Genomic DNA, 21,289 nt, shown 5'->3' on the forward strand with positions numbered 1-21,289 from the left:
CACCAGCCGGCCAGACGTTGCTCGACACCTCGAAGCGTGAAAACGGCCCGTCCTGCTGTCTCACGAACAAGCCGGGATCCGCAGGTCAGGTGACCCGGCGAGGTTGAACAAAGGCTAACCCGGGACGCTTTCCCAGTGCCGTGTCAGGGCGGCGGCGAGATCCCGCGGTTGCTGGAGCTGCGGCCAGTGACCGCTGTCCAGCAGGACGACGTTCGTGGCCCTGACGTTCTTTGCGAGAGGGGCGGCGTACTCCACCGGCTGGTACTGGTCGTCTGTGCCCCAGAACACGAGGGAAGGGCTGGTGACGTTCGCCAGACCCGGCTCCCACTCCGCCCCCGTATGGATTCCCGAGCGGACAAGGCGAAGCATGCTGTCCTTCATCGTGGCGTCCATCCGGCTCACGGTCTCATCGGCGCGATGGGCGGGCACGCCGTTGGCCTTCAGTGCCACCTCGCCGAACTCCGCCAGGTCGAGTTCGGCCATCCACTGCTCTCCGACCCCGGGTGTCTGCCAGATCTTCGAGAGGGGACTCCACTCGAACGCCGGGCTGATCGCCGCGTCTCCGCCGGCCCAGGTCCTCACCAGGTCGGGACGCAGCGAGGCGACGCGCACGGTGAAGGCGGAGCCCCAGTCGTGGCCCACGAGGTCGACCGGGGTGCCGATTTCCTCCAGCCGGGCGATGATCCAGTCGACGTACTCCTCCTTGGTGGCGGTGAAGCCTTCCGGCACGGGATTTCCCAGGCCGGGCAGTGCGAGTGCGATGACATCGGTCCGGGTCAGGTGGTCAAAGAGGTCGTCCCAGACGTGGTGGGTGTCCGGGATACCGTGCACGAATACGGCGGGCACAGGATCTCTCCAGTCGACTGATGATGTGCATGGGTTGCTGTGGTTCGGGCTTCACCGCGGAGATCGCCGACGGCCAGGAGCCTGCCGGGAGAACATCGCCCCCGGCGGGACTCCGGCCGTCGTTCGCCGCAGCCACCGCGGCCGCGGTCGGTGTCCTTGCTCACCGGCGCACCGGATCGGTCGGCCCTCCCGCCGCTTCCTGTCAGCCCGGGACCACCGGCAGGACGATGCGGGAGGGCCGGGCGGGGTCGTGGAATACCTGCTGGCGGGCCACTCGGGCCGTGGTCGCGCTCTCCTCGGGCTCGCCCGTGTTGAGGTTGCGGTCCCAGCGCGGGAAGTTGCTGGAGGTGACCTGAAGCCGTATGCGATGCCCTGTCCGGAAGACGATGCTGGTCGACCACAGGTCCACGACGTGCTCGATAGGCTCACCCGGTGTCGCTGTCCGTACCCGCACGATGCCGTCGGTCACATTGCGGGAGACGCCGTGCTCGTCGACGTCGCACAGGCGGGCCACCCAGTCGGTCGAGGGGCCGTCCGTGGCGGCGAAGAGCACCGCCCGGACCCGGCCGGTCACCTCGACGTCCTCGGTGAGCGGTTCGGTGGTGAAGACGAGGACGTCCTCGCGCGCCTCCACGGCCGTCTGGTCGAGCGGCCCGGGACGGAAATCGTCGGTCAGCAACAGGGCTCCGCCGACTGTGGGCACCGGGTCCATCGGGTCGTAGGCGAACTCCTCAGCCTGCTCGGCGCCAGGCGGCGGCTCCTGCGTCAGACGCCCGTCCGCGCGCAGGTGGAAGTCCGTTTCCACGGCCCGTGACAGGGGCCATTCCGTCTCCTCGCGCCACTGGTTGACGCCCATGACGAACAGCAGCACCTTGCCCGTGTCCGGCTCCAGAGCCTCGCCGTCGCCGATCGCGCGTTCGTACCAGTCGAGCTGGAGGCTGTGCAGGGGTCCGCGCATGCCCATGAAGGCGGAGTTCGCGGCGAAGCCGAAGTTGACGTCGCCGATGACGTGCTGCTGGTTGGCGTGGCTCCACGGGCCCATGACGAGCGTGGCGGCTCGGCCGGCGCGGCGCATGGCGGTGAAGTTGTCGAGGGTGCCCTGGGTGAAGATGTCGTACCAGCCGCCGACCTGGAAGGTGGGCAGGTCGATCTCGTCGTGCCGGCCCGCGACCCGGCAGGCCCGCGCCCACTCGGGCTCGCGCCGGGAGCGCTCGTAGCCCAGTTCGGGAAGATCGTGCCGGACGAACGTGGGGAAGTGTCCGGTGGGCAGTTCGCCGTAGCCGCCGTCGGCCAGGCCGTCGAGATCCTGCACGAGTCTGCCGAGGCTGCCGCCGAGCGTGGCGGGGTCGGCGCTGTGTCGGCGCATCAGCGCGTCGGCACCCATCATGAGGGTCCAGTTGGCGGTGATACCGAGTTCGATCGCGCCGCCGCGCGTCCACAGTCCGTCGTGCGGGTCGGACCACGTGACCATCGGTGCGATCGCCTTCAGCTCCGGCGGCTTGGACAGCGCTGCCATCCACTGCGTGTGGCCGAAATAGCTGGCGCCGATCATGCCGACGGAGCCGTTCGCGCCGGGAAGGGCGGCAGCCCACCGTACGGTGTCGTACCCGTCGCTCTCCTCGTGCGTCCACGGCTCCCACTCACCCTCGGAGGCGAACCGGCCACGGGTGTCCTGGAGGACCACCATGAAGCCGCGTCGGGCCGCGGCCAGGGGATCGAGAACGGCGATCGCCAGGGGCATCTGCTTCCCGTACGGCAGCCTGCTCAGCAGGACCGGCCACGGTCCGCTGCCGCCGGGCCGGTAGACATCCGCGCGCAGCACCGTGCCGTCACGCATCTTGGCGGGTACGTCGAACTCGACCTGGATCTCCGTCATGTGCTGCTCCTTTGCCCGCCACGACGTGTTCTCGAGAAGATGATTGATCGGGTCTCCACTCGCGCGGCGCCCCCCGAAATGAGGTACCCGCGGCGCTCTCGGGACGCTTACGCCACCGCGTTCAGGAGGTCGGCCAGTACGTCGGGCCGTTCCAGGGCGATGAAGTGGCCGGCCTTCGGCACCTGCGCGAAGTCGGCGGCGGGCAGCAGCTGCTTGTTGGCCTGCCGGTCCGAGGGGCGGGACCAGTCCTTCTCGCCGTAGACGAGGTGGATGGGAGCCTTGACCTCTCGGTAGCGCGAGCGGGCCGCGATGAGACTGGGCAGGGCCTGGTACACGCCCCGGGCGACGGTCGGGTAGCCGGGGCGCTGGCCCACCCGGAGCAGCTCGTCCACGTAGTCCTCGCGCAGTGCGCTCTTGTCGCCCAGGCCGCCCTGAAGGATCTTGCTGAGCGCGGGCTTGGGCTCCACCCCGGCGATCACCGGGCCCACCCCGGGCGTGAGGACACCGCTGACCACCACGCGGGCGAGGAGGCTGGAGCGGGCGATCCCGCCGCGGAAGTCGTAGGTGTTCACCGCGACGACGCGCCGAACTCGCTCCGGCAGATCGGCCGCGGTGGTCAGGGCGAGCACCGCCCCCATGGACTCCCCGACCAACGTCACATCCTGGAGATCGAGTTCGGTGAGGAGCCGCTCGACGCCCGCGCGCATGGCCGGCTCGTCGTACGACGCCCCGGGCACGATCTCGGAGTAGCCCATCCCCGGCAGATCGAGGGCGTACACGGTGTACCGGTCCGAGATCAGCGGGATGAGGGAGCGGAAGTGCTCGGCCTGGGTGCGCACGGTGTGCAGCAGGACCAGGGGGGCACCGGTGCCCGCCTTGAGGTAGCGCAGCGTCCCCTCGCGGCTGTGGCGTCCTGCACGTGGGGTGATGGTGTGGCTGGTGGTCCCGGGGATGTGAATCGTGGGACGTGACTCGTGGCTGGGCATCTCGCTGTCTCTCTTTCCTGTCTTACTTGGCCAGTTGGGGGTACAGCCCGGCCAGGTCGCCGGCGAGGCCTGCCTTGACCTGACGGGTGATGTCGTCGGCGAGGACTTCGTAGGCTCCCGTCTCGATGCCGTCGAGGGCGAGTGCGGCGATGTCGCGGGGGTCGGACTTGGGTGCGTCGACGCCGGCCGTCAGGTCCGTGTCGACGTATCCCATGTGCAGTCCGGTGACGGCGATGCCGCGCGGCTGAAGCTCCAGACGCAGGGAGTTGGTCTGCGACCACAGGGCGGCCTTGGAGGCACCGTAGGCGCCTCCGAGGGCTATCCAGGAGAGCACGGAGTGCACGTTGAGGATGTGGCCGCCGCCGTTCCCCTCTATGACGGGCACGAAGGCGCGGCCGACCAGGAGCGGACCGTAGAAGTTGGTCTCGAACTCCTGGCGTACGTCCTCGACCGGAGAGTCGAGGAAGGACGCGCCCACCGAGCCACCGGCATTGTTGATCAGCACGGTGACGTCCTGCGCCTGTGCGGCGGCCGCCGCCACGGAGGCCGGGTCGGTGACCTCCAGCGCGACCGGGACGGCGTCGGGGTGCGTCACGGTGCGCGGGTCGCGGGCCGTGGCGTACACCTTGGCGGCTCCACGCGCGTACAGCTCCTCCACCAGCGCCTTGCCGATGCCCCGGCTGCCGCCGGTGACGAAGACGTTTGCGCCCTTCAAAGCGGTCATGACTGCCTCCACAAAGATCGGAAACCGATCGGTTTCCTTCACGGTAAACCGATCGGGTTCAAGGTGCAAGCTCATGGAAGGAACCAGGGGCTGTCTTCGGTTGTGATCAAAGCCGTTCATCGAGCCGTTCGTGCCGATCGGCAGGTTCGGCCCGTACCCCGAGCGGCTGCGTGAGCAGTTCGAAGGGGTGATGGCGATTCCGCACCGGCAGCCAGTGGCGGGAGATGCCCGAGCGGTTCGGTGCCTGGCAGGCGCTCGACCTCGCCCCTGTGAACGGCCTCGGCGATCACCCCTTCCAGCAGGGCCTGGAAGACGCCCGCGTCCCGCCATCGCATGAAGCGGTTTTGTAGACAGCTCGTACCCGGATAGCGTCCGGTCTCGTGCTCTGTGCGGCAGCGGCCACACTGCTGATCACCGCACCGGCCCAGGCGGCCGGGCAGTCGCAGTCGGTGAGGTCCCACGTGGATGACGTCAAGCGTTCCAGCGTGTCCCCACTCGACTGCTACCACTGGCAGTGCTGGGAATAAGAGGGCCGCATCACTGACGGGAAGCTCCAGAAACGCACCATGGCAGGCCGCGCCGGTGTCCCACTCCTCCGCCACGGAGTCGTACTGATCGCGCACCTACGCCGCCGCTTCGCGGACCGGCCGATCACCGCACCAAGATGATCTCCGGCTGCGAAAATCTTGCCGGAGCCATGTCCAGGTGTACGCCGACACCAGCGCCCCGGAGTACTGGCGGGCTGCGCCGACCGCGTCCGTGGAGGGCTTCTCGTCGCCAGCCTCGTCCACGACCAACATCACGATCCTCGTGCCGAGTTGTTCCACCGTCCAGTCGGCCGCCGCCCGGCGGACCGCCTCGTCATCGAAGCGGGCCCTCGACAGGAAGTGCTGCAAAACGTGCGGGCCGTCGCCGTGCCCGATCGCCTCGCCCAGCGACCAGTAGTTCGCCGACTTTTTCACCATCAGCAGCCCCTCGACCATGTTCCGGCAGGTCAGTCGCGTCTCCCACGCGGAAAGCACCCCGCGACCCGGCTCATCATCCCTTCGAAGGACCCGCTCCGCAGCGCGTGCGCTACCGGGCCTGCGCGGCTACCGCCTCTTGATTCTTCGTCACACAAGATCACGATGCCGGTGGCCGTTCCGCTACCCGCGGGCACCCCACCCACCACGCTGACCAGCGATGACGCTCTACGCCTCACGAACTACAGCTGCCGTGCCAGAGGCGCCTCGTCGGCGGCCTGCTTCACTCGGCGGGAGGCCACGCGGAACAAGACCTGCCACGGCAGGCACCTCGCCGCGCGGCCGACCCAACCTCCTGGCTGTTCGGCTACCGCCGCGTCACCATCCGGTACGAATGCGATGGCAGCCACTTCGATGGGGCGTCAGGCGCGGGTCACGCAAGCTCGTCGGGGTTCCCTGCCCCTCCGCCGTCGATGCCTACCGGACCGGCGGTCACCCGGCGGAGGATCTCACGCCTTCTCTGTACTCGGCCCGTGAGCAACGGCCCGGAGAGTCCCGACAAGCCACTCGCCATCGATGCTTGGGCTTTGCCTTGGTCCGGGACAGTGGGCGCGGTGACGCCCGGGTGGTCGGGTAGGGCCGGCGGTTGCGTCGTGCGAGGCCATGCAGGGCGCCGGCCCCGCACGACGGCTCGCGGGCTCGCCCCGTCGAACAGAGGGTCGACTGCTGGTCCGGCAGGGCCGGCTCCGGATCTCCTGGCTGTTCGGCACCGCCGCCTCACCGTCCCGTGTGCCGACTTCACCGGGGCGTTCCGTTCCCGGAACCCCCAGGGCGATGAGCTCTCCTCCGTCTGGTCGGCTTCGTGGTGTAAGCGACCTTGCTCGACGCCTTCCGGTAACCGCGCGTTGGCCACGCCATGGGACACGGCTCCCGGGTCGCGCAGCGGCTGACCTGCCGTCAGCGCCATGCGCGGCCCCGAAGCGCGGCGATGCGGCGATGACCGCGGGTTTCGGCGCCTTGATCCGCTACACCACCTGGCGGGACGCCACCCTCCGTCTTCCGGCCTGGTCGATGCCCTGTCGCTGACGGCGCGGTCGGCGTGAGTACCGGTTGGGGCGCACATCGAAGAGGGGCGGCGGGGTGGTCCGCAACTCGGGCCCGTACCTCGGTCTTGCATGTGGAAACCGATCAGTTTACAGTGGCAAAAACTGATCGGTTTCTCGTCGTGGAGGCGGGCGAGTTCCGGACCCGAGTCACGAGGAGCACCGATGACTGCCGCGCGCGACGCCGAGGGACAACTGCCGAGTCCCAGGCTTCCGGCGAAGCTGGCCGCCCACCCGTCGGTACAGGCCGTACTCGCCCGACGGGAAGCCGGTCACGCGGTGCGCCCGCCGGCGGTGATCGACGCGGCCTGGCTGCGCGAGCTGTGCCTGGCGGCCGGTGCGGACGACACGGCCGCGGTGAGCCTGGACCACCCCGACCTGGCCGGCGAGCGCGAGTACGCGCAGTCCGCGCTGCCCGGCACCCGCACCCTGATCGCGATGGCGGTCCGGATGAACCGCGACAACTGCCGCTCCCCGGCCCGCAGCGTGGCCAACCAGGAGTTCCACCAGACCGACGAGCAGGCCAACCATGCCGCCCGCAGCGTCACTCAGGCGCTCCAGGACGCCGGGTACCGCGCACTCAATCCGTCCGTCGGCTTCCCCCAGGAGATGGACCGATTTCCCAAGGAGCGGATCTGGGTGGTGGCGCACAAGACGGTCGCGGTGGCCGCCGGGCTCGGTGTGATGGGTCTGCACCGCAACGTCATTCACCCGAAGTTCGGCAGCTTCGTCCTGCTCGTCACCGTCCTGGTGGACGCGGAGGTGAGCGCGTACGGGCAGGCACTGGACTACAACCCCTGCATCGACTGCAAGTTGTGCGTCGCCGCCTGCCCGGTCGGCGCCATCGCCAAGGACGGCGCCTTCGACGCGCTGGCCTGCACCACGCACAACTACCGCGAGTTCATGAGCGGGTTCACCGACTGGGCGCAGACCGTGGCCGACAGCGAGGACGCCGCCGACTACCGCTCCCGGGTCACCGACTCCGAGAGCGCCTCCATGTGGCAGAGCCTGAGCTCACCCCCCGGCTACAAGTCCGGTTACTGCGTGGCCGTATGCACCGCCGGCGAGGACGTCCTGGGCCCGTATCTGGACGACCGCAAGGGGTTCATGGACACCGTGCTGCGACCGCTGCAGGACAAGAAGGAGACCCTCTACGTCCTGCCGGGCTCGCATGCGCAGGAGTACGCCCAGCGCCGCTTCCCCCACAAGCCCGTCAAGGAAGTCACCGGCGGCTGGCAGCCCCCGGCGAAACGCTCCACCACCACCGACCGAGAGATACGTACGTCATGAGTGAGACACCCCCCTTCCGCGTCCTGCGCGCCAAACCGCTGTGGATCGCCAACGGCGTCATCACGGGCGTACTCGCGGTCCTGTTCGCCGTGTTCTACGTCGGTGCCAACATCGACCCCGTCGATCACATGAAGAACCTGCCCGTAGGCCTGGTCAACGCCGACAAGGGGGCCGTCGTCGGCGGCAAGCAGGTCAGTCTGGGGGCTCAGATCACCGAGTCGGTCAAGAAGTCCACCGCGAGCGGAGGCAAGATCGACTGGAAGGTGATGGGCGAGAAGGAGATGAAGGAGGAACTCGGCAAGGGCAAGCTGTTCGGCGCGCTCGTCGTCCCCGCCGACTTCACCTCCGCCACCACCGCACTGACCGGCACCGCGTCCACCGGGACCCCGGCCCGACCGACGCTGACGGTGCTGACCAACCAGTCCGCCGGCAGCATCGGCTCCAGCCTGGCCCGGACGGCGACGACGCAGGCGGCCGAGAGCGCCTCGCTCCAGGTGGGCAAGGAGCTGACCGCCCAGGGCGGGACCGGGCAAGCGAAGTTGCCCGCCGCCGCGCGGGTCCTGCTCGCCGACCCCGCCGCCGTCACGGTCGAGGACGGCCATCCGCTCGACTCGCACAGCGGCCTGGGCCTGACGGCCTTCTACTACGCGCTCACCCTCGTGGTCGTCGGCATGCTCTCCGCCAACGTCATCAGCGGCCAGGTCGACCACGCCCTCGGCTACACCCACAACGACATGGGCCCACTGCGCCTGCACCGCCCCCTGATCCGGGCGACGCGGGTGCAGACCCTCGCCATCAGCGGCACTCTCATGGCCGGACTGTCCCTGCTGATGGGCACGCTGGTCATGGCGGGTGCGGTCGGCATCATGGGCATGGACGCCTCCCACCTCCCCCTCCTGTGGCTGTACTCGGTGTGCGCCATCGCGGTCACCGGGATCGGCGCGCTCACCCTTCTCCCGGCCTTCGGCACGCCCGGCATGCTGATGGTCACGCTGGTCTTCATCGGGATGGCGGTGCCGACGTCCGGGGCCACCACCCCCATCGAGGCGCTGCCCGGCTTCTACCGCTTCCTCGCGGAGTTCGAGCCGCTGCGGCAGATCACCGGCGGCATCCGCTCGATCCTCTACTACGACGCCCAGGCCGACGCGGGCCTGACCAGGGGCTGGGTGATGATGGCCGCCGCCCTTGTGGCGGCAGCACTTTTCGGCTTCGGCGTACTGGGGTGGTACGACCGCAAGGGGTTGCACCGCATCCCGGTGAAGACGCCCGAGAAGACGGCGGCCCCGGCATAGCGAAAGCCACCCTCCACCTCCCCCGGGACGGGGCCGTCACTCGGAGTGGCCCCGGTGTGTGTCGCCCTGCCGGGGACGGCAGGCGCGCACAGCATCAGGGCTCGGCGACGGTCTCTCCCCCCAGGCCGTCGCCGAGCTTCCGCGAGGACACCACCATGGAAACCGATCGGTTTTCATTTGCTTCTCTTTGGGTTAGCCTCGCGGTATGACCACCGAAATGAAACAAAGCCCCAGGGAGCGGCTGCTGGAGGCGGCGGCCACACTCACCTACCGAGAAGGCGTCGGCATCGGCGTCGAGGCGCTGTGCAAGGCGGCAGGAGTGTCGAAGCGCTCCATGTACCAGCTGTTCCAGAGCAAGGACGAACTGCTCGCGGCGAGTCTGGAGCGGCGCACTTCCGCCTACGTGGCGGCACTCCTGCCCGCGGCGGACGACGACCGTTCCCCCAGGGAGCGGATCCTGCACGTCTTCGAGCAGGTGGAATCACAGTCGGGCGCACCCGAGTTCTACGGCTGCCCCTACCTGGCCGTGCAGATCGAGCTCAAGGATCAGAGCCACCCCGCGAGCCGGGTCGCCCATCAGGTCAAGGAAAACCTGACCGCCTTCTTCCGCGCCGAGGCCGAGCAGGGCGGGGCGAGCGATCCCGGTCTGCTGGCCCGGCAGCTCATCCTGGTATTCGACGGTGCCAGCGCCCGCGCGGGCATCGGAGCGGACAAACTGACGGGCCTTATCGCGCCCACAGTGATCGCCCTGCTCGACGCGGCACGCATGCGCTGACGCATCGCCCCGCCAGAACGCTTCCCTACCGCCCGGCGTTCGGGGGAGCGTCAACCAACGTGTCCGTCGAGGCGACGGCCCCGGCCGCCTCGGCCGAGGCGGCCGAATGGGAATGCCAAAGCCGCCGTGCGGGATGGCGCCCAGTCATGCACGACCGGGGCCGTTTCTCGTACAGGGCTTCGCCGCCAAGCCGTTCAGGAAAGAGGCGACGGGGCAGGCGTCGAGCCGTCGGCTGATCTTCTCGGCAGTACTACGCCGGCTTCCGCCCCGCACTCACCGCTTGCAGGGCCCCTGACCGCTCCAGGAAGACGCTTCTGCTGGTGGCGTTCTGGGCGAGGGCGAAGCCGAGGAGGAAGACCTTCTGGCGTTCGAGACCATATGAGCGGAGTTGTCTTTTCCGGTGCGGTCAGCTGCATGTCAGGCGTCTCCTTCGCTGCGTCCGGATCGGCGTTCGCGCACCGTGAAGATGGTCAGCCAGATGGCGATCAGGGCCCCGGCGATCAAGCTGACGGGTATGGGGATGTGGGCGATGGAGCCCAGGAAGAGCCCCAGGAGCAGGAGCGCGAAGACGATGAACACCATGGCTTGCCTCTCAGCGCGTGATGGTTTCTCGTTCGGGGTGGGTCGGCCGTTCAGGAAGCCGAGGGTGTGAAGTCGTCGAGGCGGGCGAGGAAGTCGAAGGGTGGCGTTGACCTCGGCGCGACGCTCCTGCTGCTTGCTTGCCGGGCATGGCTGAAACCCATCTGGAAACTGATCGGTTTCCACCTGAGAAAACTGATTGGTTTCCTCACCGATGAAGGTGAGGCGAGTGGGTGACGGGCTGAGATCTCAGGGCTTCAAGATCATCGTGTGGGCGCTTTGGGGCTTGCCTCGGCGATCTTCTGGAGGGCCGCGTCGGTGTCCGCGGTGGCCAGCATCCTGTTGATGTAGTCGCCGGCCAGTGCGCCGGCCGCTGCGGAGGCCCCGACCTGGGCGACCGGATCGGTGGCGTTGCCGGCCACCCACACACCCGGCACCTCGGTGGCGCCGGCCGTGCCGGAGGCGAAACCGCGGCCCATGCTGTTCGGCAGGTCCTGCACCGGCAGGCCCAGACCTTCCAGGCCCTGGGTGCGGGCCTGCATCTGCGGGGCGACCGCGAAGACGCGGCGGGCCACGACCTGGCCGTCGGCCAGGCGCACCCCGGCGAGGGCACCGTCCTCGCCGTTGACGACCTCGGTGACCGGGGTGTCGATGATGCGGATGCCGCGGGCGGCGAAGCGGGCGCGGCTGTCCTCGTCCAGGTCGGTGCCGTGGGTGAAGTAGGTCAGGTCCTCGGTCAGCTGGCGGAACAAAAACGCGTGGCCGATGGAGGCCGGGCCGGTGGCGAGGATGCCGATGGGCTCATCGCGCACCTCCCAGCCATGGCAGTACGGGCAGTGCACCACACTGTCCCCCCAGTGCTCGGCGAGCCCGGGCACCTGTGGCAGCACATCCTTCAGGCCGGTGGCCACCAGGATGCGGCGGGCGGTGATGCGGCGGCCGTCGGCCAGGGTGACGGTGAACCGCAGGTCCCCGTCCGCCGACGGGGCGGCGGACTCGGCCGAGACCACCTCGCCGTTAACGACGCGTCCGCCGTACTGGCGCACCTGCTCCCGGCCCCGTCGAAGGATCTCGGACGGCGGGGTGCCGTCCAGGGCGAGGAGGCCGTGCACGGCCTTCGCGGGCGCGTTGCGCGGGGAGCCGCTGTCGATCACGACGACCGAGCGGCGGGAGCGGGCGAGGATCAGTGCACCGTTCAGCCCCGCGGCGCCCCCGCCGATCACCACCGCGTCGACGGTCCCCTCGGCCAGTGCATCGCTCGCGTACAAAGGAGTGGCCACAGCCATGGCCTCCTGCGTTTCCTTGTCAGTCATGGTTCGGTCAGCCCTTCGAGTTCTGGGTGGTCGGAGGGGGGTCAGCTGTTCAGGAAGCCCAGGATGTGGTCGGCGACCGTCTTGGGCTGTTCAAGGTGCAGGAAGTGCCCTGCGCCGGGTACGACGATGCGTTCGAAGCTGTTGGTGAACAGGTCGTCCATGCCGTCGCTCAACTCCACGGACATGCAGTTGTCGTCGGCCCCGTGGAGGTAGAGCGACGGGACGGTGATGGCACCGAACGCCCGGGCTTCCAGGGCTTGGGCCGCCTCGTCCGCGGGCGGCGATCCGGCGGAGGCGGTGCCCGGCGACCCGGCGGATGCGTCCCCGGCGATCCGGTGGACGCCCCGCCGGCGATCTATCGGGTGGACCCGGTGTGCTCCCGCACAGTCGCCGCCTCGCTCGCCGTCGTTCCGGCCCCCGGCTCGGCGCTCTGCTTCGCGAAGCCGCGCCGGCCCGGCAGGATGGCGAGGACGATCAGTGTTCCGGCGGCCATGATGATCCCGCCGATGAGGCTGGTCTGGGCGACGCCGTGGGCGAAGGCCTGGTGGACGGCGTCCACGGCGGCCTGGGCCTGCTGCGGCCCGGCGGAGGGATCCTGCCCGACCCGCTCCGCGACGGCCAGGCCGGCGCCGACCGAGTCCTTGGCGGTCTCCATCGCCTCCGCCGGGAGCCGGTTGCCCACCAGATCGGTCAGCTCGTCCCGGTAGGCCGTGCCCAGCAGCGAGCCCAGCACCGCGATGCCCAGCGCCCCGCCCAGCTCCAGCGCGGTGTCGTTGGCACCGCCGCCGACCCCCAGCTCGGACTCGGGGAAGGAGCCCATGATCGTGTCGGTCGCCGGGGAGATGGCCAGTCCGAGCGCGAGGCCCAGCATCATCATCGGCGCCAGGAGGTCCCCGTACGTCGACCCCTTGTCGATCTGGGTGAGCAGGAACATGCCCGCCGTGCCGACGGCCAGGCCGGTCACGACCATCGCCTTCACTCCCAGCTTCGGGGTGAGCTGCCCGGTCACCACGGACCCGAGGAACACCGCACCGGCCAGCGGCAGCAGCCGTACACCCGTATCCAGGGAGCCGTAGCCGAGGACGAACTGCAGGAACTGCGTCGCGTAGTAGATCACGGCGAACATACCGAAGAAGAAGAACAGCACCGCGAGCATCGAGCCGCTGAAGGGCCGCAGCGCGAACTTTCGGACGTTCAGCATCGGGTGCGGGTGCCGCAGCTCCCAGGCGACGAAGGCGGCCAGACCGGCACCGGCGACCACGGCGGCGGTGACGGGGCCGACGCCCCAGCCGGAGTGCGGGCCCTCGATGGCGGCGTAGATCAGGGAGCCGACGGTGACGATCGACAGCAGACCACCGACGTAGTCGATCCGGCCCATGCCCTCCGCCTTGGACGGCGGTACCAGGGCGAGCGCGCCGAACACGGCGAGGACGGCGATCGGCACGTTGATCAGGAAGGTCGAGCCCCAGGCGTGGTCCTCAAGCAGCCAGCCGGAGACCAGCGGGCCGACGGCTACCGCCAGCCCGGAGGTCGCGGCCCAGGCGGTGATGGCCTTGGCCCGCTCGCTCCGGGGGAAGGTCGCGACCAGCAGGGACAGCGTGGCCGGCATCACGACCGCGGCACCGACACCCATGATCGCGCGGGCCACGATGACCAGCGAGGTCTCGTCGACCATGCTCCCCATCACCGAACCGCCGGCGAAGATCAGCAGACCCAGCACCAGCGCGCCGCGCCGGCTGTACTTGTCGCCGATCGCGCCCAGCACCAGCATCAGCGCCGCGTACGGAACGGTGTAGCTGTCGATGACCCACTGCAGATCACTGCTGCTCAGGCTCAGGTCGGTGGTCATGTCGGGGGCGGCGACGATCAGCGACGTGTTCGCCATCACCGTGATCAGCAGGCTCAGGCACAGCACGAGCAGCGCCCACCAGCGCCGCGCGTAAGGCCCGGTCATTTTCTCCACGGGGGTGTTCGCAAGGAAGGGCATCAGTAGCTCCTGAGAGGGACGGGGCGGACGGGCGGGAGCACTTAATTGCCCATCGATGTGCACACTAGTTTATTGCCCCTCGCTGTGCAACTATCGCGATGACTCTCTCCTCCCACCCGCCCTCGAGGTACCGACATGACCAGCCGACCAGCACGAACACCGACGACGAGGCCGAGACGGTCTCCGGCCCGGCCCCACGAGACGCCGCCCCCTCCTGCTCCGACTTCGACTTCGTCCCCCTCGCCGACTTCGACCTCGACTTCGGCGCAGCGTCGGGACGCGCGGGCCACCCGTGCCCGGATCCTCGACGCGGCTCGGCGGGAACTGACCCGCGACCCCGACAGCAGCCTGGAGGACATCGCCGGTGCCGCCGGTGTGGCCCGGCGCACCGTGTACGTCCACTTCGCCGGCCGGGCCGCGCTCGTCGAGGGCCTGGCCGCCGAGGCCGCGGAGGCGATCCGGCGCGCCGTCGCGGGCGCCCCGGCCCCGACCCCCGACGCCGTCGCGGACCTGGCGCGATTCGTCCTCATGGTGTGGCCCGTCGGCGACCGCTACCGCACCCTGATCCGGCTGGCCCGCGGCCAGGACCTCGCACGCGCACGCGTCGACGAACTGCTGACCCCCGCCCGCGACATGGCCACGAGGGTCTTCGCCCACGGCCGCCGACAGGGCGTCTTCCAGACCACCGTCCCGCCCGACCCGCTCGGCCGAGCCATCGAGGCCCAACTGCTGGCCCTGCTCGACTGCGTCGACCGCGGCCTGTGCTCCGACGACGGCACCGGCGCCGCCACCGCCGCCCTCATCGCCGCCGGAGTCGCCCCGGACACCGCCATCGCGAAGGTCGATCAGGTACGGAAGTCCGGGTCGCCCCCGAGTCCCGTCTGAAACCCGTGCCCGTACCCACTCGCACTCACACAAATGTCCGCCCCCAACTCCCTGTCCCCCGAAGCCCTTTGGAGGAGGGCCGATGTACCGCCCCCGCCCCGAGCACGACCGTGACCAGGAGTGCGAGTTCTCGTACTCGCACGGACCCGCCGACGGCTCCGACCGCCCGCTGCCGGTGGCCGAACTCGCCCTGCGGATGGATGGGTTGACGAAGTCGGACGACGACAGCGAGGCCCGGGCCCGCTCGGCGAAGGCGACCGTCTTCCTGTCGTCCGCGGACCTGTCCGACGCCCTAGGCCTGGAACTGACCCGGGGCTACGGTTCCGACCGGATCCGCGCCCGCGTCCTGACCACCCTCGGCTTCGAGGTCACCGCGACCACGACCGTCTCATCGGCCTCCGGCAACCGCTTCACCTTCAAGGACTTCAATGTCGCGGGCCGCGTCGCCCTGCCCGAGACCGGTGAGAAGTTGCTCGGCCAGGTCTTCGCCGAGCCGATCGCGCCGCGGAACATCCCCGACGGCCTCCGCCTGCGCTCGGTCACCACCACGGAGCAGGGCCTCACCGCCCACTTCTCCGGCAAGTCGGTCACCTTCCGCCGCGACGACGCCCAGGACACCTCGTCGAACGGGTCGGCCGGAGAGAAATCAGGTGCCGTGGGCCGGAGGAGCCGTAGCCATCGCCGACGCAACCTCCTCGACCACCGCGCTCGCCCGATCCTCCGGCACGCCGGCCGCGATGAGGGTGGCCGTGGCGATCCGGTGCCCGTCGTCCTCCAGCGCGCCGGTGTTGACGGACTCCACCAGAGCTACGATCAACGCCATCAGGCCTGCGCTCTGCACGGCCGGCGGCAGATGGGAGTGGAAGACGCCGTCCCGCTGCCCGCGCTCCAGGATCCCGATGGCGGCCTCCCGGGCCGGCGCGAGCACCTCGGTGACGCGCTCGGAGCCGAGGTCCCGCCGGGTGAGCGCCAGCAGCATGCGGTAGCGGTCGCCCACGGGCCACATCCGGAGTACGAACCACGCCAACGCCCGCTCGGCCGACTCCCCCGGCTCCGGCCCGGCCTCCACCGCGTTCCGCAACGTCTCGGCGGCTTCCTCGGCGAGCGCCTCCAGCAGCGCCGCCCGCCCCGGGAAGTGCCCGAAGAGGGTGCGCCGGACGACCCCGGCGGCCCGCGCCACCTCCTCCAGCGTGACATCGGGGTTCCGCCCCAGCTCCTCACGGGCCGTGGCCAGGATGCGCGCCCGGTTGGACCGCGAATTACGGCGCAGCGGCTCGCGGGCCACGTGCTTGCTCACGGAGAACCTCGCAGCATCAAAGGACGGACGAACGGCCCCCATTTTGTCACGCCGAGCCGAAGCCCCCGTATCACGCCCCAGCGGCCGCTGCCTCACGCGGGACCCGCCCCACCTCATGGCCCCGAAGCTCGGCCGACGCGGAACCGAGCGCGCCCGGTGCGGCCCTCGCGCTTGTTCCTCGCCGAGAGCCCCGGCGCGCCGGGCGCCGCCGCCGACCTCGTCCGTCGCGGCCATCCCACCGGCCACCCCCCGTCGGATCAGACCGCGAACTCCCGGATCACCATGTTCCGGAACACCGCCTGCCCTTCGATGGTGAACAGGGCCAGCCCGGTGTCGGACACGTCGGGGAAGACCACGGTCGAGTGCGCCTACCGGCCGTCGTCGACGAACATCTCGACGGACGTGCGGTCGACGAGGACGCCCAGGCGGACCGTGCGGGCGGACAGGTCGAAGGGCGTCCGGCTCTCCTGCCAGCGGTCCGAGGCACCGGGGCCGGCGGTGTAACCGCGGTTGACGAAGGCGTAGTCGCCGTAGACCCCCACGTCGACGTGCCGCCCGCCGTTCGCCGAGCGCCGCAACTGCAGCCCGGCACCCGTCAGTTGGTCCCAGGTGATGTCGCAGATCAGTCCTTCTGGTCCCTGTCGGGGAACGCCTTGCCGTCGTGAAAACATGATCGCGGCGCCCGTCCGCCGACTCCGGTACGTCGTCGGCGATCGGCGCGGACGCCAGGTCGCGCCACTGCTCGTGCGGATCGGGATCGTCGCCGTCGTACTCGACGACCAGGCGGAGGCCCGCCGTGAACTCCGAGCTGACCGGCCGTTCGACCGGGCCGGTGACAACCTGACCGTCAAGCCGGTCAGCCGCCCCAGAACGCCTCTGGCTTCGTCGTGCTGCCCCGCCGCTGGGTCGTCGAGGTCGCTCGCGTGGATGATGCACGCACGCCGCCATGCCCGGGACTACGAACGGCTCATCCAGTACTGAGACCCTGATCGTCTGGGCCGTCATCGCCCTCATGACCAGGCGTCTCGCACGGAAGGGGGCCACCCCCAGCTGGCCAAGGAAACCCCCATCGGCCACGAGCGCCTGGCAGGCGTGGTCACCGTTCCCCGGTCAAGCGGATCCCCGCAGCTCGTGCTCCATCTGCTCTCTAGGCGGAGGCGGCAGCCACGAAGAACGGAATGGCGATGAGGAAGCGGTCGGCCTCGGCGCGTCGGTGCTGTTCGGCGAGCCACTCATCGGCCTGGTCACGGCCGACGGCACCGCTCATGCAGGCCGACTCGGCGAGCCCGGTGAGCAGCGACAACATCGCGGGATCGGTGAATACGCTGGTGTGCACCTCGACGGTGACGTCGTTGAAGCCGCCGTCCAGGAGCAGGTTGCGGTACTGGCGGGCGGCGCGGGGCGTGCCCAGGAGGTCGGCGCGGGCGTGCACGATCGTGCGGGTGAGCGCCGCATCATCAGAGTCGACCATGATGGCGTCCCAGTCCTGCCCGACCAGGACGATCCTGCCGCCCGAGCAGAGGACGCGCCGCGCTTCCGCCACCGCGCGCCATGGCTCCTGAAGTGCGTGGAAGACCTTGTCGGCACGGTAGCCGCGCACACTTCCGTCGGCGAACGGCAGATCCTCCGCCCCCGCCTCCCGGAACTCGGCCGCCGGCCACCGTTTCCGGGCCGCGGCCAGCATCCACGGATCGGGATCCACGCCCACCGCGTGAACGCCACGCTCGGCCAGCTCGGCGACGGCCCGCCCGGCACCGCAGCCGACGTCCACGACAGACGAGCCCGGGACAAGAGACAGCAGCTCGTAGGAGTGGGCCCGCAGCAGGCTGGCGCTCGGCATCTGGTCCATCGCGTCGAGGAGGGCCAGCATAGCCTCGGTGCCGCGGTGTTTTTCCACGAAAGGAGTCGTCACAGCCATGGCCTCCTGCCTTTCCTTGTCAGTCATGGTTCGGTCAACCCTTCGAGTTCTGGGTGGTTGGCGGGGGGTCAGTCGTTCAGGAAGCCCAGGACGTGGTTGGCGACCGGTGCCCTGTGCCGGGTATGACGATGCGTTCGAAGCACGTTGGTGAACAGGTCGTCCATGCCGTCGCTCACCTCCAGGGACATGCAGTTGTCGTCGGCCCGTGGAGGTAGAGCGACGGACGGTGATGGCGCCAGGCGTGCACGCAGCCTGTCCGGTGAGCTCAGGACGGTTGTGTACTGAACAGTCAGAAACCTAGGCGGTTCTGTACTGAGCTGTCAAGTATGTCGGACGGTGGTGTCGGCGACCACGGCGACCACGGCGGGCGCGTTCACCGGGCCGGGGCCGGCCTTCACCGTGCCCTGCGCCGAGACCCCTGGCGAACAGGCAGGGAAGCCCATTGCCGTGAGCTCGGACCAATGTGGTCCTGCGCGTTCGTGCAGCCCATCGCCTTGGTCTCGACGCCGGACATGGGTGTGATGTCCAGCAGCAGGTCGGGGGTGAACCTCGCAGACCTGTGGCTGGCGCGGCTCGAACTGGAACCCCTGGGCGGCGACGAGCGGCCGGGGGCGCGGTGGTGGCCGTGGGCCTGGGCGATCCTGCGCGTCAGCGGGGTGGTCGCCTGTGCCTGGTTGTGGTCCCGGCTGTACGGGGACGTTCGCCACGTGGGTGAGCAGGACGTCAGGCTGACGCTCGCTCAGGATGGCGATGATCGGACCGGTCGCCGACTCGTCGAGGTTCAGCGGGAGTCCGTACTGCTGCCCGCATCCGTGGGGACGGCACCCGGCTCTACGAGGGCACCGAGGCGGAGCGCTGACACGAATTCCTGCAAACGCGGTCCCAGTTGGCGCAGCGGCGGCCGAAGTACCACCGTCCGCTGCGGCGAGGCGTTCGGCGACTGACCGTGCAGTTCAAGCCCGGCGACACCGCGCATGCGGTGGAGCAACTCGACTGGATGCGGGCGCAGTTCTTCGCCAACCGCCCAGGCGACCGCCCGGCGGCGCGTGAACCTACGGGCCGTGCCTCCGCGGCGTCGAAGTGGGCCGACCGCATCAGATGCCTGTGCAACGAGGCCGGCCGCGTCCTTGTCAGTGGTGGCGCGGGCGGGGCAGCAAGGCGAACGCGCTCTCAGCAATCGAGGTCAGGCGGGCGGGACTGTGGCCGTACGCGCCTACGACATCGATCCCGCGGATGATGGTCAGCAGAAGGTACGCAAGGTCGTCGGGATCCGCGTCGGGGTCAGCCTGGAGGCCCTGCCGGAGCACAAGTGGTACTCCATCGAGGAACTGCTCGCCCGGCACCGCGACGCAGCGGACGACTTCTCGCTCGCTGGCTTCGACTTCATGCACGCGCCGGGCGGCCACGCACCGATGATCGACTTCCACGACAACCCGTTGGTCGGCGAGCTGCTCCACCAGCTGCGGGAGAACGACGTCCCGATCTCGCTGATCTGCCACGCGCCCGTCGCGATGACGGCTGCCAAGTACCGTGTCGACGCCGACGGCAAGGTGAGCATCAACGAGGACCACGCGTTCAAGGGCGCCCACATCACCACCGTGCCCGAGCACGGCGAGCTGCAGATCCTCGACGGCGGCTACCCCAAGATCCCAGGCGAGGAGACCCGTCTGGCCTTCTTCGTCGACGTGGCGCTCAACGACGCCGGCTACAAGGTCGACGTGACCGAGAACATGGCCGAGGTTCTGGTCATCTGGGACGACACCCACGGCGTCCTGACCGGCAACGGGCCGCATGCCGTCGACGAGCAGACCGCGCGCCTCAACGAGATCGTGCAGAGCCGCAAGAACGCGGCCGCACGAGCCTGACAAGCGCCCTGGCTGGTTGCGTGTCGACCAATGCGGGCGGAGATCAGGTGGCCCCGACGGCCTCGAACGACTTGACCGTTTCGGGCAGCGGCGACAGCCTGCGCCTGGCTTCGGCGTTGCCGCAGCCAGTGCCACCTGCGCCGGGACGTCGAGTTCCCGGGGTGCCAGGGGCGGGCCCTGCGTGGCGACGGTTGGGCCAGTCGGTCGGCCATGGCGAGCAGCCGACCACGCAGGTCACCGTCCGGGACCTGCTGGAGTACGCGCCGCAACTCGGCGTGAACCTGGCGGAGTTCTTCCAGCGGCACTGCCCGCCGACGGCGCGGCCCTGCGCGGGGTACAGCAGGCGTAGACGGCGGACGGGACGCCGTGCGTCCTTGCGGGCGTCGGTCTTCCCGTCCCCGCCCGCCGAACCCGCCGTGCGTGTTGGCCCCCAACGGGCTCTCCACGTGTCTTGCCCGGTGGTCAGCCATGGTTGGCTGCCGATTCGATGGTCCACGGAGTCGGAATCTTGGCTCCGCGGTAGCGGTAGCGTTCGATCTTGACACTGGATGCGCCGGGGGACATCGGCAGCTGGAGGACGCACGCTCGGTGTGTACTGGCTAAACAAACCCTCCGGGTCGAATCTGAGTCGAATCCGAGCTGCGGGTATCGTCGTTTCTGTCTGCCGCCCTTGTGGCACATTCGTCTGCCGCTCTCTATTTTCGCAGGTCAGAGGAACGTGTTTCAGGTTCAGCCAGAGCAGGCCGACAAGAAGACTCGCCCGCCTCCTGGACGATATGAAGCAGCAGGGGCCCCCGGCCGACCTCAATGCCGCGCTCGCTCTCCCCCTTCCGATCCTGGTGATCTGCGAGCTGCTGGGCGTGCCCTACGAGGAGCGCACTCAGTTCCGCGCGTGGACGCAGGCCGCCGCCGACGTACTCGACAGGTCCCGATCGGAGCAGGGGCTAGGGGACCTCTTCGCCTACGGACAGGAACTGGTGGCCCGCAAGCGTCGCGAGCCCGGCGACGATGTGATCTCCCGGCTCTGCGCCACGGACGGAGTCGCAGACGACGAGATCGCCATGCTGTCGATGGCGCTGCTGTTCGCGGGACACGAGACCACGGTCGTTCAGATCGGCATGGGTGCGCTGCTTCTGCTGACCAGTGCGGACCAGTGGCAGCTGCTGCTGGGCGACCCCGGCCTGATCCCCGGAGCGGTCGAGGAGATCATGCGCGTCCCGGGCAAGAGCGGGGGAGGCATCCCGCGCTACGCCCATACCGACATCGAGATCGGCGGCGTCACCATCCGGGCCGGGGATCTGGTCATGCTGGACAACGGTGCCGCCAACCACGACGAGGCCGTCTTCGCCGACCCCGACCGCTTCGATGTCACCCGGCGGGCTACCGCGCACCTCACCTTCGGGCACGGCGTGCGCTACTGCATCGGCGCCCCCCTGGCCCGCATGGAACTCCAGGTGGCCTTTGGCCAGCTGGTTTCCCGTTTTCCCGGCATGCGGCTTGCCGTGCCGGTCGAGGACCTGCGGGTCCGCAGTGACGTGCTGACCGGCGGCCTCATCGAGCTGCCGGTGACCTGGTGACTGGACAACAGCGG

Annotated in this window: 17 protein-coding genes and 4 pseudogenes; 9 read left to right on the plus strand and 12 right to left on the minus strand. The window is 69.5% G+C overall.

From position 1 onward, the window contains the following. Positions 1-114 precede the first annotated feature (114 nt). From ACFY9S_RS38675 to ACFY9S_RS38690, 4 genes are all read right to left on the minus strand, one after another. Entirely contained in the window at positions 115-846 is a 732-nt protein-coding gene (locus ACFY9S_RS38675; protein WP_391138534.1) for an alpha/beta fold hydrolase, read from the minus strand. A 202-nt stretch (positions 847-1,048) separates the two neighbouring features. Then, a complete protein-coding gene (locus ACFY9S_RS38680; protein ID WP_391138536.1) occupies positions 1,049-2,722 on the minus strand; it encodes a CocE/NonD family hydrolase in 1,674 nt (557 codons plus the stop codon). Between the two features lie 107 nt (positions 2,723-2,829). Then, a complete protein-coding gene (locus ACFY9S_RS38685) occupies positions 2,830-3,708 on the minus strand; it encodes an alpha/beta fold hydrolase (protein WP_391138538.1) in 879 nt (292 codons plus the stop codon). A gap of 22 nt (positions 3,709-3,730) precedes the next feature. Further along, a complete protein-coding gene (locus ACFY9S_RS38690; RefSeq protein ID WP_391138539.1) occupies positions 3,731-4,432 on the minus strand; it encodes an SDR family oxidoreductase in 702 nt (233 codons plus the stop codon). A 118-nt stretch (positions 4,433-4,550) separates the two neighbouring features. Here ACFY9S_RS38690 and ACFY9S_RS38695 point away from each other — a divergent pair. After that, positions 4,551-4,680: pseudogene (locus ACFY9S_RS38695) on the plus strand (transposase); the annotation flags it as partial. 375 nt (positions 4,681-5,055) lie between these two features. Here ACFY9S_RS38695 and ACFY9S_RS38700 read toward each other — a convergent pair. Then, complete coding sequence (locus tag ACFY9S_RS38700) at positions 5,056-5,454, minus strand: transposase (RefSeq protein ID WP_391138541.1); 399 nt, start codon at positions 5,452-5,454, stop codon at positions 5,056-5,058. 1,208 nt (positions 5,455-6,662) lie between these two features. Between ACFY9S_RS38700 and ACFY9S_RS38705 the strand changes: the two genes are divergently transcribed. From ACFY9S_RS38705 to ACFY9S_RS38715, 3 genes are all read left to right on the plus strand, one after another. Continuing rightward, positions 6,663-7,787: a 4Fe-4S binding protein gene (locus tag ACFY9S_RS38705; protein ID WP_391138543.1), complete on the plus strand. Its 1,125-nt coding sequence runs from the start codon at positions 6,663-6,665 to the stop codon at positions 7,785-7,787. Beyond that, a complete protein-coding gene (locus tag ACFY9S_RS38710; protein ID WP_391138545.1) occupies positions 7,784-9,079 on the plus strand; it encodes a DUF3533 domain-containing protein in 1,296 nt (431 codons plus the stop codon). The genes ACFY9S_RS38705 and ACFY9S_RS38710 overlap by 4 nt, the downstream gene beginning before the upstream one ends. Before the next feature lie 205 nt (positions 9,080-9,284). Further along, a complete protein-coding gene (locus tag ACFY9S_RS38715; RefSeq protein WP_391138547.1) occupies positions 9,285-9,854 on the plus strand; it encodes a TetR family transcriptional regulator in 570 nt (189 codons plus the stop codon). Between the two features lie 417 nt (positions 9,855-10,271). Here the strand turns inward: ACFY9S_RS38715 and ACFY9S_RS38720 are convergent, their stop codons facing one another. The 4 genes from ACFY9S_RS38720 to ACFY9S_RS38735 form a co-directional block, all read right to left on the minus strand. Then, complete coding sequence (locus ACFY9S_RS38720) at positions 10,272-10,436, minus strand: hypothetical protein (RefSeq protein WP_391138548.1); 165 nt, start codon at positions 10,434-10,436, stop codon at positions 10,272-10,274. Positions 10,437-10,696: 260 nt separating this feature from the next. Next, positions 10,697-11,719, minus strand: a complete 1,023-nt coding sequence (locus ACFY9S_RS38725; RefSeq protein WP_391138577.1) for an FAD-dependent oxidoreductase — start codon at positions 11,717-11,719, stop codon at positions 10,697-10,699. A gap of 68 nt (positions 11,720-11,787) precedes the next feature. After that, a complete protein-coding gene (locus ACFY9S_RS38730; RefSeq protein ID WP_391138550.1) occupies positions 11,788-11,931 on the minus strand; it encodes an alpha/beta fold hydrolase in 144 nt (47 codons plus the stop codon). Between the two features lie 170 nt (positions 11,932-12,101). Next, the gene (locus tag ACFY9S_RS38735) at positions 12,102-13,733 is read right to left on the minus strand and encodes a DHA2 family efflux MFS transporter permease subunit (RefSeq protein ID WP_391138552.1); all 1,632 of its coding nucleotides are present in this window, start codon (positions 13,731-13,733) and stop codon (positions 12,102-12,104) included. A 300-nt stretch (positions 13,734-14,033) separates the two neighbouring features. Between ACFY9S_RS38735 and ACFY9S_RS38740 the strand changes: the two genes are divergently transcribed. Both ACFY9S_RS38740 and ACFY9S_RS38745 read left to right on the plus strand, forming a co-directional pair. After that, positions 14,034-14,618 carry a TetR family transcriptional regulator gene (locus ACFY9S_RS38740; protein ID WP_391138579.1) on the plus strand — a complete coding sequence of 195 codons (585 nt, stop codon included), beginning with the start codon at positions 14,034-14,036 and terminating at the stop codon, positions 14,616-14,618. A 196-nt stretch (positions 14,619-14,814) separates the two neighbouring features. Further along, positions 14,815-15,129: pseudogene (locus tag ACFY9S_RS38745) on the plus strand (DUF2993 domain-containing protein); the annotation flags it as partial. A 135-nt stretch (positions 15,130-15,264) separates the two neighbouring features. Here ACFY9S_RS38745 and ACFY9S_RS38750 read toward each other — a convergent pair. Further along, positions 15,265-15,915, minus strand: coding sequence for a TetR family transcriptional regulator (locus tag ACFY9S_RS38750; RefSeq protein ID WP_391138554.1), 651 nt, complete (start codon positions 15,913-15,915; stop codon positions 15,265-15,267). Positions 15,916-16,172: 257 nt separating this feature from the next. Beyond that, a pseudogene (locus tag ACFY9S_RS38755) lies at positions 16,173-16,541 on the minus strand (GH32 C-terminal domain-containing protein); the annotation flags it as partial. Positions 16,542-16,752: 211 nt separating this feature from the next. Between ACFY9S_RS38755 and ACFY9S_RS38760 the strand changes: the two are divergent. Beyond that, positions 16,753-16,999, plus strand: a pseudogene (locus ACFY9S_RS38760) (IS5/IS1182 family transposase); the annotation flags it as partial. 63 nt (positions 17,000-17,062) lie between these two features. Here ACFY9S_RS38760 and ACFY9S_RS38765 read toward each other — a convergent pair. Beyond that, the gene (locus tag ACFY9S_RS38765) at positions 17,063-17,785 is read right to left on the minus strand and encodes a methyltransferase domain-containing protein (protein WP_391138581.1); all 723 of its coding nucleotides are present in this window, start codon (positions 17,783-17,785) and stop codon (positions 17,063-17,065) included. Between the two features lie 1,247 nt (positions 17,786-19,032). Between ACFY9S_RS38765 and ACFY9S_RS38770 the strand changes: the two genes are divergently transcribed. Both ACFY9S_RS38770 and ACFY9S_RS38775 read left to right on the plus strand, forming a co-directional pair. Then, the gene (locus tag ACFY9S_RS38770; protein ID WP_391138556.1) at positions 19,033-19,698 is read left to right on the plus strand and encodes a hypothetical protein; all 666 of its coding nucleotides are present in this window, start codon (positions 19,033-19,035) and stop codon (positions 19,696-19,698) included. A 776-nt stretch (positions 19,699-20,474) separates the two neighbouring features. Beyond that, on the plus strand, positions 20,475-21,275 hold the full coding sequence (locus tag ACFY9S_RS38775; protein ID WP_391138558.1) for a cytochrome P450: 801 nt from the start codon (positions 20,475-20,477) through the stop codon (positions 21,273-21,275). Positions 21,276-21,289: the final 14 nt, after the last annotated feature.

This window comes from Streptomyces sp. NPDC012474, from assembly GCF_042955185.1.
GTDB lineage: Bacteria > Actinomycetota > Actinomycetes > Streptomycetales > Streptomycetaceae > Streptomyces > Streptomyces cahuitamycinicus.